This is a genomic window from Actinosynnema sp. ALI-1.44 (assembly GCF_001984155.1).
Classification (GTDB): Bacteria; Actinomycetota; Actinomycetes; order Mycobacteriales; family Pseudonocardiaceae; genus Kibdelosporangium.
Genome location: NZ_MTQO01000049.1, coordinates 361,031 through 376,062, shown reverse-complemented (window position 1 = coordinate 376,062; position 15,032 = coordinate 361,031). Strand labels below are relative to the sequence as shown.

Below are 15,032 nucleotides of genomic sequence, written 5' to 3'. Positions count from 1 at the left end.
CGACGTCCTGCCGTTGACGCCGCTACAGGAAGGACTGCTGTTCCACGCCAGGTTCGACACCGAGGCAGTGGACTTCTACTCGGTCCAGCTCGTGATCACCTTGACCGGACCGTTGGACGTGGCACGGCTGCGGGCCGCGGCCAAGGCCGTCACGGACCGGCATCCCGCGTTGCGTACGGCATTCGACGACGCGCAGATCGTCTTGTCCGACGTGGAACCGCGGCTGGCCGAGGTCGATCTCGACGGAACTGACGCGCTGACGGAGTTCCTCGAGGCCGACCGTGCGGTGAGGTTCGACCTGACGGCACCGCCGTTGCTGCGGTTGACGCTCGTTCGGCTGAGCGAGCACGACCATCGGCTTGTCGTCACCAACCACCACCTGATCCTGGACGGCTGGTCGACACCGTATGTCGTCCGTGACCTGTTCGCGCTGTACGCCGCAACCGCGGTGCCCGAAGCACCGCGTCCCTACCGGGACTTCGTGGCGTGGCTTGCGCGCCAAGACCGTACGGTGTCGTTGCAGGCGTGGAGCGGCGTCCTCGATGGCGTTGACGAACCAACTCTGGTCGCACCCCGCGCGCCCGCCAGCACAGGCGCGGTGCCGGACGCGATCGTGGACATCATCCCGGCCCAGCTCACCGCCAAGCTGCTGGCGACCGCGCGGACATGCGGTGTCACGCTGAACACCCTGCTGAACGCCGCCTGGGGCCTCGTGCTCGGCAAACAGACCGGACGCACGGATGTCGTGTTCGGCACGACCGTTTCGGGGCGGCCCTCGGAGATCACCGGTGTCGAGTCCATGGTCGGGCTCTTCATCAACACGATTCCCGTACGGGTGCGCTGGAACCCAGCTGACACCGTGGCAGATCTGCTGACACGTCTGCATGACGCCCACACCGCCGTCCTGGATCACCAGTACCTGGGGCTGAGCGACATCCAGCACGTCACGCCCGTATCTGGTCCGTTGTTCGACACGCTGATGGTGCTCGAAAGCTTCCCGCTGGACACAGCGGACCTGCTCACCGGCAGTGACGGGCTGCGCGCGGAGGTGGGCTGGTCCCGTGGCCATACGCACTACCCGCTGGACCTGACGCTGATGCCGGACGGCGACCTGCTTCGGATCAAGCTGGAGTACCACACCGACCTGTTCGACCGTCCAGCGATCGAACGACTGCTCACGCGTGTGTTCACCACTCTCACCGCCATCGCGGACCGCCCGGCCGCACCACTGTCCACAATCGACGCCGTGAGTGCCGCGGATCGCGCACTGCTCGCCAGTTTCAACGCTCCGACCACACTCGTGGACACCACGATCGTCGACCTGGTCACCGCCGGGCACGAGTCGGCCGTCTCGTGTGGCGATGTGACGCTGTCGTTCGCCGAGTTGGACAGCGCCTCCGACCGCCTCGCCAGGCACCTGGCGTCGCTGGGTGTCGGCCCGGAGGTCGCGGTCGGAGTGGTCCTGCCGCGCTCGGTGGACGTCGTCGTGGCGTTGCTGGCGGTGTGGAAAGCCGGGGGAGTGGCGGTTCCGGTCGACCCGGCCTACCCGGCCGAGCGGATCGCGATGATCCTGGACCAGGCGGACCCCGCGGTCGTGATCGGCAGGACCGTGTCGATGAACCCGGTGACGTGGAGGTCGGCCGCGCCGCTGCCCGACGTTCGCCCGGATTCGGGCGCGTACATGGTGTTCACGTCGGGGTCGACTGGGCGGCCGAAGGGTGTCGTGGTCACGCATCGAGGTGTGGTGAACCTGGCGGAGTCACATCGGACCGCGGTGATCGAACCACTGGCCGACGGGCGGCGGCTGAAAGTGCTGAATGTGTTGTCGTTCGCGTTCGACGGTGCGTTCGATCCGTTGGTGTGGATGTTGGCCGGGCACGAGATGCACGTCCTGCCCGCTGACATGATGGGCGACCCACAGGCCATTGTGGACTACGTGCGACGGTATGGGATCGACTTCGTCGACGTGCCACCGTCCTTGCTTGAACTCCTGGTGGCGGAAGGCTTGCTGGAGACCGGCTTGAGCGCGGTCGCCGTCGGAGCGGAAGCCGTGGGCACACGGCTCTGGGATGAACTGGGCGAGCACGTCAACGGGTTCAACATGTACGGCCCCACGGAATGCACGGTCGACGCGACCTGGACCCGGATCAAGCCAGGGGTGGCACCGCACATCGGCGAACCGCTCGCCAACACCCAGGCATACGTCCTGGACGCTATGCTCAGCCTGGTCCCGCCTGGTGTCCCCGGAGAGCTGTACCTGGCGGGCGCCAGCCTGGCCCGTGGCTACCACGGGCGCCACGGCGAGACCGCGTCGCGGTTCGTGGCCAACCCGTTCGGATCCGGGGACCGGCTGTACCGGACCGGTGACCTCGTGCGTTGGACGACGCGAGGCACGCTCGAGTTCCTCGGCCGGACCGACGACCAGCTCAAGATCCGGGGATACCGCGTCGAACCGGCCGAGGTCGAAGCCGTACTCGGCGACGTTCCCGGCGTCACCCAGGCAGTCGTGGTGGCGCGGCGTGGCCAACTCGTCGGCTACGTGACTGGCGCGCCGGTCGAGCCACGGGCCGCGCTGTCCCGGCTGCTGCCGGACGCGCTGGTGCCCTCCGCGATCGTCCTGCTCGACGAGTTCCCGGTGCTTCCCAACGGGAAGATCGATCGTCGCGGCCTGCCGGAACCCGAGGTGCCAACCGCGTCCCGCGGCCCGGCGACCCCCACCGAGCACTTGCTCCGCAGGCTGTTCGCCGACGTGCTGGAACTCGACCAGGTCGGCGTGGACGACTCGTTCTTCGCGCTCGGCGGTCACTCCCTGCTCGCGGCACGCCTGTTGTCCCGTGTTCGCAAGGAGATCGGCGGGGACCAGTCGATCCGGGCGATCTTCGACCACCCGACCGTCGCCCAGTTGGCCGCGCACCTCGACAACGCCGAATCCGGTCCGGCGCCGGCGCTCGTGAAACGCCAGCGTCCGGACCACGTGCCGCTTTCAGCGGCACAACAGCGACTGTGGTTCCTGGAGAAACTCAACGGACCGTCGGGCACCTACAACCTGCCGTTCGCGGCCAAGTTGAGCGGCCCGTTGGACATCGACGCGCTGCGAGCAGCGGTCAACGACGTCGTCCAACGTCACGAAAGCCTGCGCACGGTCTTCCCAGACGTCGACGGTACGCCTCGTCAGCACGTTCTCGACCACGTCGACGTGCCGTTCATCGTCGACGGCGAGTTCACGGCGCCGTTCACCCTGGATCGCGAGATCCCGGTGCGCGTTCAGGTCGTCCGCCATGCGCCCGATGACCATGACCTGCTGCTGACCCTGCACCACATCGCCGGTGACGAATGGTCGATGGGGCCGCTGCTGCGCGACCTCTCGACCGCCTACGCCGCACGCAAGGCCGGAACCGCGCCGGACTGGGTGCCGTTGCCGATTCAATACGCCGACTACACGCTGTGGCATCGTGACCTGCTCGGCGAGGACAAGGACCCGTCCAGCCTCATCGCCCGGCAGCTTCGGCACTGGTCGACCGCGCTGGCGGACCTGCCCGAGGCCATCGCGCTGCCCTTCGACCGGTCTCGCCCCGCGGAGCCGCGAGCGGGTGGCGGTCGCGTCCGCACGAGCGTCCCCGCGGACACGGTGCGGGCCTTGCGTGCGCTGCTCGCGGAAACAGGGGCCAGCGAGCTGATGCTTGTCCACGCGGCGACCGCCGCACTGCTGCACAAGCTGGGCGCTGGTCCGGACATCCCGCTGGGCGCACTGGTCGCAGGCCGCCCGGATCAAGCGTTGCACGACCTCGTCGGCTTCTTCGTCAACACCATTGTCGTGCGGGTGGACCTGTCGGACGACCCCACCCTGCGAGAGGTACTCGATCGCGTCCGACGGGCAGCGTTGGACGCGTACTCGAACGCCGACGTCCCGTTCGAGCGGGTGGTCGAGGAAGTCAACCCGGTCCGGGCGGCAGGCAGGCACCCGCTGTTCCAGACCCTGGTCGACTACTGGACTCCCACCACGGGGACGACCGGGCTCGCCGGGCTCCGGACGACGCCCATCGAGCCGGACACCGTCCCGGACGCCAAATTCGACCTCGCGCTGACGTTCACCGCCGTCGGGGCGGAACTGGCCGCGTCGGCGGAGTACGACGCCGACCTGTTCGACCGCTCGACGGTCGAGACGATGCTGACCCGGCTGGTTCGCCTCTTCCAGAGCTTCGCCGCGAACCCGGGCCGCCGACTGTCCGATGTGGATCTGTTGGGTGTGGACGAACACCGGGCGTTCGTTCAAGACTGGCAGGGCCCTGTCCTCGCGCAGAATCAGACCATTCCGGCATTGTTCGCCGCTCGGGTCCCGAACGCCCCTGCGGTGTCCTGCGGAGACGTGACACTGTCGTTCGCCGAACTGGACGATGCCTCGGATCGCCTTGCCGGACATCTGGCATCGCTCGGTGTCGGTCCTGAGACAGCGGTGGCCGTGGTGTTGCCGCGCTCGGTGGACCTGATCGTGGCGATGCTGGCGGTGTGGAAGGCCGGGGGAGTGATGGTCCCGGTCGACCCGAGCTATCCGGCTGAACGCGTGGCCATGGTCCTGTCTGATGCCGCGCCTGTCGTGTGTGTCGCGGATGACGACGTGCCGGGGTTTGACGGCCAAGTCGTCGGAGTCGTTCCGGCAACGTGGACCGGATCCGCGCCGCTGGCCCGGGCGATGCCGGACTCGGCTGCGTACATGGTGTTCACGTCCGGCTCGACGGGGCGCCCGAAGGGGGTCGTGGTCACCCACCGCGGTCTGGCCAACCTGGCAGAGGCGCACCGCGCCACCGTGATCGATCCCTTGGCCGACGGTCGGCAGTTGAAGGTTCTGAACGTGTTGTCTTTCGCGTTCGACGGCGCCTACGACTCGCTGGTCTGGATGCTGGCCGGGCACGAGATGCACGTGCTGCCCGACGAACTCATGGGCGATCCGAAAGGCATCGTGGACCACGTCCGGCGGTACGGGATCGACTGCGTCGACGCCTCACCATCGCTGATGGAACTGCTCGTCGCCGAAGGTCTCCTGGAAACCGGTCTGAGCATCGCGGTGGTCGGCTCGGAAGCCGTGGGCACGCGGCTGTGGGACGAACTGGGCTCGCGAGTGACCGGCCTGAACATGTACGGCCCCACCGAATGCACGGTCGACGCGACCTGGACACGGATCGAGCCGGGAGTGCCGCCGCACATCGGCAAGCCGCTCGCCAACACCCGGACTTATGTCCTGGACGCGAGTCTGCGCCTGGTACCACCAGGTGTCCCCGGTGAGTTGTACGTGGCAGGACCTGGGGTCGCGCGGGGGTACGCGGGTCGTCCGGCGGAGACGTCGACGCGGTTCGTCGCGGATCCGTTCGGCACCGGCGGTCGGATGTACCGGACCGGTGACCTGGTTCGCTGGACCGCACACGGCACGATCGAGTTCCTCGGCCGGACCGACGAGCAGGTCAAAGTCCGCGGCTACCGGGTCGAACCGGCCGAAGTGGAAGCCGCGATCGGTGACCAGCCTGGCGTGCGGCAAGCAGTCGTGCTCGCCAGGGACAACCTTCTCGTCGGCTACTTCGTCGGCCACGCGGACCCGGACACCCTCCGAGCCGACCTGGCAAGAACACTGCCCGACCACCTGGTGCCGTCGGCTTTGGTCGCGCTGGACGCGTTTCCGCTCCTGCCCAACGGAAAACTCGACCGACGACGGCTCCCCAAGCCGCACCTGGCCGGAGCGGGCCGGCAACCGGGCACCAGGACCGAGTACCAGCTGTGCCGGTTGTTCGCCGACCTGCTGGGCCTGGACCGCGTCGGCGTGGACGACGGGTTCTTCGTGATCGGTGGGCATTCGTTGCTGGCCGCCCGGCTGGTGTCCCGGATCAGGACCGAACTCGGCGCGGAGTTGCCGGTCCGCGCGATCTTCGAAGCCCCCACAGTCGCCGACCTGGCCGCACGCGTCGACACCGCGGGGACCACCACACGACCCGCGTTGATCGCCCGGCCGAGGCCCGAACACGTGCCGTTGTCACCGGCGCAGCTGCGGCTTTGGTTCCTCTACCGCCTCGACGGCCCATCCGGCCTGTACAACGTCCCCTTCGCGACCAGACTGCGGGGACCGTTGGACATCCCAGCGCTGCGCAGCGCGTTGCGCGATGTCGTCGCTCGGCACGAAACCCTGCGAACGGTGTTCCCGGACGACGACGGCACGCCGTACCAGCGCATCCTGGACGCTCCTGAAGTTCCGGTGACCGTCACCGACACCGGCGAGGACGAGCTGTTCGACCAGGTCCGAACGGTCGTCGGCAAGCCGTTCGAGCTGGCGACAGAAATTCCGGTCAGGCTGGCTCTGCTGCGCCTCGGCACGGACGACCACGCGCTCGTCCTCGTCATCCACCACATCGCGGGCGACCAGTGGTCCACCGAACCTCTGCTCAACGACCTCGCCACGGCCTACGTGGCACGAACCAAGGGCACCACGCCGGACTGGCCACCGTTGCCCGTCCAGTACGCGGACTACACCCTGTGGCACGCGGACATGCTGGGCAGCGCCACAGACGCGGACAGCCTGCTGGCGCGGCAGCTCACCTACTGGAAACGCACTCTCGCGGACCTGCCGGAAGCCATCTCGCTCCCCACCGACCACCCCCGCACCGCCGATGCGGGCACACGTGGCGGAACTGTCACGTTCACCGTGCCCGCCGAGGTGGTGCGCGGGTTGCGGGCGGTGGGACGGGACAGCGGTTCCACGGACTTCATGGTGGTCCAGTCCGCTGTCGCCGCGCTGCTGCACAAACTCGGTGCCGGTGATGACGTCCCGCTCGGCGCGCTCGTCGCCGGGCGGTCCGACGAGGCGGTCGGCGACCTCGTCGGCTTCTTCGTCAACACCGTCGTGCTGCGAACAGACTTGAGCGGCAACCCCACCTTCCGGCAACTCCTCGACCGGACCCGGGAAACCGCCTTGGGTGCGTTCGCCAACGCCGACGCCCCGTTCGACAGAGTGGTCGACGCGGTCAACCCGCAGCGGGCCGTCGGCAGGCACCCGCTGTTCCAGACCACAGTCGACTACCGCAACGACAACGGCGGCGGCGGCTCGGGTCTCGACGGCCTGCAGGCCACGCCGATCACCGGCGACGTGGACACGGGAGCCAAGTTCGACCTCGCGTTCGGCTTCGCCCCGCTGCCGGACGGCAGCCTGGACGGATCGCTCGACTACGACGCCACCCTGTTCGAACGGTCCGGCGCCGAGCGGCTCGTGACCAGGCTGTCCCAGGTCCTCGCCGCCGTTGCCGCGAACCCGGACACGACCATGGCTCGGCTGGACGTGCTCGACCCGGCGGAACGCCACCAGCTGATCAAGGGCTGGAACGACACGGCCACACCGGTTGCCGAAGTCACGCTGCCCGGCCTGTTCGCCGACCAGGCGCGACGGACACCGGACGCCATCGCGGTGGTCTGCGCCGACGAGGAACTGACCTACGCCGAACTCGACCGCCGCGCCGAGCAAGTCGCGGTCACGCTGTCCGCGCACGGCATCACGCGGGAGGACATCGTCGGTGTCCACCTGGACCGGTCGATCGAACTGGTCGTCGCGCTCCTGGGCATCCAGCGCATCGGCGCCGCTTTCGTCCCCCTGGAACCGGCGTGGCCCGCGCAGCGGATCGCCGACATCCACCGCACCGCGCGGCTGCGTGCCGTCATCACCGCGTCCGGCGTGCCGGATCTCGACGTCCTCACACTGTCCGACTTCACGGGCACGGGCACAGCGCCGCGACCGCGGCTGTACCCGGACGGCCTGGCGTACGTGATCTACACGTCCGGGTCGACCGGGACACCGAAGGGCGCGATGATCTGCCACCAGGCGATCGCGGTCCGCATGCTGTGGCAGCGGGACCTGCTCGGCTTCGGACCCGGCGACGCGGCGCTGTTCAAGGCACCGCTCGAGTTCGACATCTCGATCAACGAGATCTTCCTGCCGCTGGTCACCGGCGCCAAGCTGGTGATCGCCAAACCGGGCGGCGAACGAGACGTCGACTACCTGCTCGACCTGATCACCCGGCACCGGGTCAGCTTCACCTACCTGGTCTCCTCGATGCTGGACATGCTGCTGCAACTGCCCGGCGTCGACGCGGTCAAGAACAGCCTCAAGCACGTGTGGTGCGGCGGCGAAGCACTCACACCGCACCTGTTCGAACGGTTCCGGCAGAAGCTCGACGCGTTCATGTACCACGGGTACGGACCCGCCGAAGCCACCATCGGCGTCAGCCACCAGTTCTACCTCGGCGACGAGGACCGGCACGGGATCAGCATCGGACGGCCGAACCCGAACACCCGCATCCACGTCCTCGACACCGCGCTCAACCCGGTGCCCGCCGGGGTTCAGGGCGAGCTGTACGCCGGTGGCCTGCCCCTGGGCCGGGGCTACGTCGGCGACCCGCGACAGACGGCGGCGAGGTTCGTCGCCGACCCGTGGACCCCGGGCCAACGGCTCTACCGCACCGGTGACCTGGCCCAGTGGAACGCCGACGGGACCCTCGAGTTCCTCGGCCGGGCCGACCACCAGGTCAAGATCCGCGGCATGCGGGTCGAGCTGCAGGAGATCGAGGCCGCGCTCGGCCACCACGACGCCGTCCGGCAAGCGGTCGTCGTCACGGTGAAGAGCCCCAGCGGCGCCACCCAACTCGCCGGGTACTGCGTGACCCGGGCGGCCGTGACCGCGGCGGAGCTGCGTACCTGGCTGGCGGCCCGGCTGCCTGAGCACATGGTTCCGCCGACCATCCAGGTCCTCGAGAAGTTCCCGTTCCTGCCCTCCGGCAAGGTCGACCGGCGCGCGTTGCCCGCGCCGGAGCTGTCCACATCGTCCGGCCGCGCACCGCGAACGGACCTGGAAGGCCTGGTCTGCCAGTTGGTCGCCGACGTGTTGAACCTGGCGAACGTGGGACCGGACGACTCGTTCTTCGCCCTCGGCGGTGACAGCATCGTCTCGATCCGCCTGGTGTCCAAGGCACGGGCGGCGGGCCTGCGGATGTCGGCCAGGGACGTGTTCGAGAACCGGACCATCGCCGACCTCGCCGAGGCCACTGAACACCGACACCAGCCCGAGGTGCTGACCGGCGACGCGACCGGCCTGGTGCCGTTCACCCCGATCATGCGCGCGGTACTCGACCGCGACGGCCTGCGCCGCCGGTTCGCCCAGACCGCCGTGATCGAGGCACCGGCGGATCTCGACCTGCCATCCCTGGTCAAAGCCGTGGACGCGCTGCTGGATCACCACGACGTGCTGCGCGCCAAGGTCACCGCCGAGCAGTTCGAGGTGCTGCCGCCCGGTTCGGTGTCCGCGGCGGATCTCGTGCGGCAGGTCGACGACATCCGCGCCGAGTTCGACGCGGCCACGGACCGGCTCGCGCCCGAGAACGGCATACAACTGCAAGTGGTGTGGGCAGCCACCGGACACGTGCTGCTGATGGCGCACCACTTCGTCGTGGACGCGGTGTCGTGGCGGATCTTGCAGCAGGACCTCACCGATGCGTGGGGCGGACGGCCGATCGCGCCCGTCGGAACCTCGTTCCGGCAGTGGGCCCTCGGCTTGGAGCAGGCCGCCGCGGCGCGAACCACCGAACTCGGCACCTGGCAGTCGGTCGTCGCCACTGAGGACCTGCCACTCGGCGCGCGGGCGTTCGACGCGAGTCGAGACCTCATGTCCACCCTCCGCACGGTCAGGGTCGAGCTTCCCGACGCACACGCGGTGCTGACCGACGTTCCCGAAGCGTTCTTCGCAGGCGTCGACGACATCTTGCTGACCGCACTGGGAATGGCTGTGGCGTCGTGGCGCGGCCGGTCAACCGTCCTGGTCGAACTCGAGGGCCACGGCCGTGAGGAACAGGTCGTCGCCGGAGCCGACCTGTCACGAACCGTCGGCTGGTTCACCACCGCCTACCCTGTCCTGCTCGACCTGAGCGGCCTCGACAACGCGTTCACGGGTGGGCCGGACGCGGGCGCGGCGATCAAGCGAGTCAAGGAAAGCCTGAGAGCCGCACCCGACCGCGGCATCGGCTACGGCATGCTGCTCGAGCTCCACAAAGGACTGCGCGTCCACCCGCAGATCACGTTCAACTACCTCGGCCGGTACAGCGGGAACAACGAGTTCGCCGACCTCGCCGGAGTCGCGGACCCGGCGGCGGCTGCCCCGGCGAGCCTGGAGATCACCGCATTGACCGAGGACACCGCACACGGGCCGGTGCTGCGGGCCCGGTGGTCGTTTCCGTCCGGGCTCTTCACGGAGTCCGAGGTGCGGGAGGTGGCGGACTTGTGGATCGCCGCGCTTCGGGTGCTCGCCACCACCGACGGCGGCGGGCACACCCCGTCCGACATGCCCCTGGTGGCCATCGACCAGACCCGGCTGGACGCGTTCGAGGCGAAGTGGGGCAGCGCGTGAGCCGGTCGAACGTCGAAGAAGTCCTGCCGCTCGCGCCGCTGCAGGAAGGACTGCTGTTCCACGCCCTGAACGATCCCCGGGACGTGTACACGGTCAGGACAGTGATCGACCTGGACGGGCCGGTGGACGCGGAGCGGTTGAGATCGGCCGCGCAGGCATTGCTCGACCGGCACGCCAACCTCAGGTCCGCGTTCGTCCAGGACAGTTCCGGGGCGGTCCAGGTGGTTCTGCGGAAAGTGGAAGTGCCGTGGCGCGAGACGGACAGTGCGCCGGACGACGAGCCGTTCGTGATGGACGAACCCCCGCTGATCCGGTTCACGCTGGTCCGCGCCGGGCCGGACGAGCACCAACTGGTGATCACCAGTCATCACATCCTGCTCGACGGCTGGTCCGGCCCATTGCTGTTGCGTGACCTGTTCGCGCTGTACACCGGTTCCCCGTTGCCCCGGGTCCGGCCGTACCGGGATTTCCTGGCCTGGCTGGCCCGCCGGGACCGGACGGCGGCGATCGCCGCCTGGGCCGAAGTCCTCGACGGGGTTACCAGCCCGACCCTGGTCGCGGCCGAGTCCGGGCCGCCGGGGACCGTCGAGATCGACGTCCCGACGGGGTTGTTCGAAGTGGCCCAACGGCACGGCGTCACCTTGAGCACCATCCTGTACGCGGTCTGGGGCCTGGTCCTGGGTGTTGTTACCGGACGCGGCGACGTGGTGTTCGGGTCGACCACCTCCGGTCGCCCGCCTGACCTTCCTGGTGTGGACACCATGATCGGGTTGTTCATCAACACGATCCCGGTCCGGGTCGAGCTCGACCCGTGGGACACCATCGGCACGTTGCTGCGGCGCCTGCACGACGCCCACGCCGCCACCGTCGAGCACCAGTACCTGGGTCTGGGCGAGATCCAGGCGACCGTGGGCGTCGGAGACCTGTTCGACACCCTCGTCGTGGTCGAGACCTATCCGGTCGACCAGGACGAGATCAGCCGGGTCCGTTCGTCGATGGACGTGCGGACCACCGGCGTCGACACGCAGGACGCCACCCACTACCCGCTCACGCTGACCGCCGAACCGGGCGAGACATTCAGACTCGTCCTGGAACACCGTCTACCGGCATCGGACGCCGAGCGTATCGCCGACCTGGTCAGCCGAACCGTGGATTGGATCGCCCACAGCCCCTCCGAGACGCCACTGGGCGCACTGCACCTGACGGAAGCCGCTCCCATCGCCGGGCCGACGGCCGAGTTCGCCGGGACCGTCGTCGACCTGTTCGCTCGTGCGCTCTCCGGTGCCAAAGCCCTGGTGTGCGCGGACGTCACGGTGTCGTTCGCCGAGCTGGACTGGATGTCGACCCGGTTGGCCACCCACCTGGCCGGGCTCGGCGTCGGCCCCGAGGTGCCGGTCGCGGTGACGGTGCCGCGCTCGGCGGACGTCGTCGTGGCGATGCTGGCGATCTGGAAGGCAGGCGGCGTCGCGGTCCCGATCGACCCGGCCCACCCCGCCGACCGGATCGCGATGGTCCTGGACCAGGCGAACCCCGCGGTCGTGATCGGCGGGACCGTGTCGATGAACCCGGCGACGTGGACGTCGAGTGCGCCGCTGCCCGATGTTCTCCCCGACTCGGCCGCGTACATGGTGTTCACGTCAGGTTCGACCGGTCGACCGAAGGGCGTCGTGGTCACCCATCGAGGTGTCGTGAATCTGGCGGAGGCCCATCGGACTGCGGTGATCGAGCCGTTGGCGGCTGGTCGGCGTATGAAGGTGTTGAACGTGTTGTCGTTCGCGTTCGATGGTGCGTTCGATCCGTTGGTGTGGATGTTGGCTGGGCATGAGATGCATGTGTTGCCCGCGGAGTTGATGGGCGATCCGCGGGCCATTGTGGATTATGTGCGGCGGTATGGGATCGAATTCGTTGACGTGCCACCGTCTTTGCTGGAGCTCCTGGTGGCAGAGGGCTTGCTGGACACCGCACTGGCCGCTGTGGCTGTGGGTGCTGAGGCCGTGGGCGCACACCTCTGGGACACGCTGGGTGAACGCGTAGCCGGGTTCAACATGTACGGCCCGACGGAATGCACAGTGGACGCGACCTGGACCGCGATCCGACCGGGAACAGCGCCGCACATCGGCAAGCCGCTGGCCAACACCCGTGTCTACGTACTGGATTCCGCGCTGCGACCGGTGCCGCCAGGTGTTCCGGGCGAGCTGTACGTCTCCGGACCGGGAGTCGCTCGCGGCTACGCACACAGGCCAGGGGAGACGTCCGCACGGTTCGTCGCCGATCCGTTCCGGCCAGGGGAGCGGATGTACCGCACCGGGGACCAGGTGCGGTGGGACGGCACACTGGAGTTCCTCGGCCGGACCGACGACCAGGTCAAGATCCGCGGCTACCGGGTCGAACCGGGCGAGGTCGAATCGGTCCTCGTCGGACTGCCCGGGGTCAGCCAGGCGGCCGTGGTGGTCCGCGAAGGACGACTGGTCGCCTACGTGGTCGGGGACGCCGATGTGCGCTCCCAGTTGGCATCGCGACTGCCTGACGCGATGGTGCCGTCCGCGATCATGCCGCTCGACTCGTTCCCGATGACACCGAACGGAAAGCTCGACCGGCGCGCGCTGCCCGCGCCTGACTTCGCCACAACCTCGCGACCACCACGTACCCGCGTCGAGCAGGTCCTGTGCGAGTCGTTCAGCGAAATCCTCGGAGTGCCGGAGATCGGTGTCGACGACTCCTTCTTCGGTCTCGGCGGGCACTCGCTGCTCGCCGCCCGGCTGGCTGCCAGGATCCGGGCGGCGCTGGACGTCTCACTGCCGGTCCGCGCGATCTTCGACTCCCCGACACCCGCCGGACTGGCCACCACCCTCAACACCGCGCTGGCAGGAACGAACGATCGCTCGCTCGACCCGGTACTGCGGCTCAGAACCGGCACATCGGGCACGCCGCTGTTCTGCGTCCACCCCGCGCTCGGCCTGAGCTGGGTCTACACCGGACTCCTGCCGTACCTCGCCGCGGACCAGCCGGTGTACGGCATCCAAGCCACCGGGCACCCCGGGCGTTGCCTGGGCGACGTCGCAGCGACCTACGCCAAGCTGATCACGTCGACCGTTCCCGACGGCCCGGTGCGCCTGCTCGGCTGGTCGCTCGGCGCCGTCATCGCCCACGCGGTCGCCTGCGTGCTGGAACAGTCCGGCCGAACGGTCACCGGAGTGGTCCTGCTCGACGGGTACCCGGGGCTCGAATCCGACGGTGACGATTCCAGTGACGACCTGGAACTGCCGACCGGCATGCTCGACGGGCTCACCGAGGACGAGATCCGCGACCTCGGTGCGAGCCTGTCCGCGGTCGCCGCGATGGATGCCGCCACGCCGCTGGGCCGCTACGGCGGTGACGTGGTGTTCATCCAGGCCACAGTGGACTGCGACGCCGACCCCGCTGGCTGGACCCCCTATGTGGCAGGTGACCTGACCGTGCACCAGGTCGCCTGCAGGCACGAGAACATGCTGGCCCAGGACGTGCTCCCGGCCATCGGACCCCTGATCGGAAAGAACAGTTCATGAGAAAGGCGCCACCCATGGTCGAGATCTTCGAGCGTGCTCTGTCCCGCAGGCTTTTCCTGGCCGGATCGGCCGCGGGGCTGGCGACCGTCGGGCTCGCCGCCTGCGGCGGCAGCGACAACGCGGGCGGCGCGACCGGTCCGACCGGCACCGCGCCATCCGGCGGCGGCGGGTTCCCGGTGACGCTCGAAGGCGCCGAGGGCAAGACGGTGATCCCCGCGGCCCCGCAACGCGTGATCAGCGTCGGCTTCATGCGGGACATCGACGAGGCGGTGTCACTGGGCGTCGTACCCATCGCCGTCACACCCGCGACGAACTACAAGTCCGGGCTGCCGCCGTGGGTGGAGGCCAAGCTCGCCGGGGCCAAGGCACCGGAGCAGCTCAGCCACGAGGACAGCCTGCCGTACGAGAAGATCGTGACGCTGAAACCCGATCTGATCCTGGCCACCGACAGCTACACCCTGGCCGACGACTGGAAGGACCTGTCCGCGATCGCACCGACCCTGTCCTACGAGAAGGACGTCGCCGAGGACACCTGGCAGCAGCGGGCGAAGCGGATCGGCACCGCGCTCGGCAAGTCCGACGCGGCCACGAAGGCGGTCGCGGACGCGGAAGCCAAGATCGCGGAGGCCAAGAAGCGGAACGAGAAGGCACTGGCCGGCAAGACGTTCACCTTCAGCCTGCTCAACGCCGAAGGTCAGCTCGCCACAGTCATCCTGCCGACCGACGCCTCCGCGCAGTTCATCTCGCAGCTCGGCATGAAGCTGGCGGACTCGGTGACGAGCCTGCCGCAGTCCGGCCCGGCCGGTCGCGCGGTGGTGGCCCAGGAGAACACGCGGCTGCTCGACGCGGATGTCGTGCTGTTCTCGTTCCGTGACGAGGAAGAGCGCAAGAAGGTCGAGGGAGACCGCCTGTTCCAGAACCTCGCGGCGGTCAAGCGCGGCGCCTACGTGCCGCTCCAGGTGGGCGACGCGTTGTCGATGGCGTTCCCGTCCACGCTGAGCATCCCGTTCGCCGTCGACAAGATCGTTCCCCAGCTCGCCGCCGCCGCGGGCAAGGCCTGA

Annotated in this window: 3 protein-coding genes (1 of these 3 cut by a window edge); all 3 read left to right on the top strand. The window is 68.8% G+C overall.

Going from position 1 to position 15,032, the window contains the following annotated elements; genetic code table 11:
- Tightly spaced (each overlapping or abutting the next), the 3 genes in view from ALI144C_RS31625 to ALI144C_RS31615 form a layout consistent with a single transcriptional unit that may run on beyond the window.
- A protein-coding gene (locus ALI144C_RS31625; protein WP_076990823.1) for a non-ribosomal peptide synthetase crosses the window boundary here: on the top strand, positions 1–10,426 show its 3' portion. It extends 4,262 nt beyond the left edge of the window; only the last 10,426 of its 14,688 coding nucleotides appear in the window; its start codon lies off the left edge, out of view; it ends in the stop codon at positions 10,424–10,426.
- Entirely contained in the window at positions 10,423–13,971 is a 3,549-nt protein-coding gene (locus ALI144C_RS31620; RefSeq protein WP_168211387.1) for a non-ribosomal peptide synthetase, read from the top strand. Before ALI144C_RS31625 ends, ALI144C_RS31620 begins: the two co-directional genes overlap by 4 nt.
- A complete protein-coding gene (locus ALI144C_RS31615) occupies positions 13,968–15,032 on the top strand; it encodes an ABC transporter substrate-binding protein (protein WP_143230989.1) in 1,065 nt (354 codons plus the stop codon). The genes ALI144C_RS31620 and ALI144C_RS31615 overlap by 4 nt, the downstream gene beginning before the upstream one ends.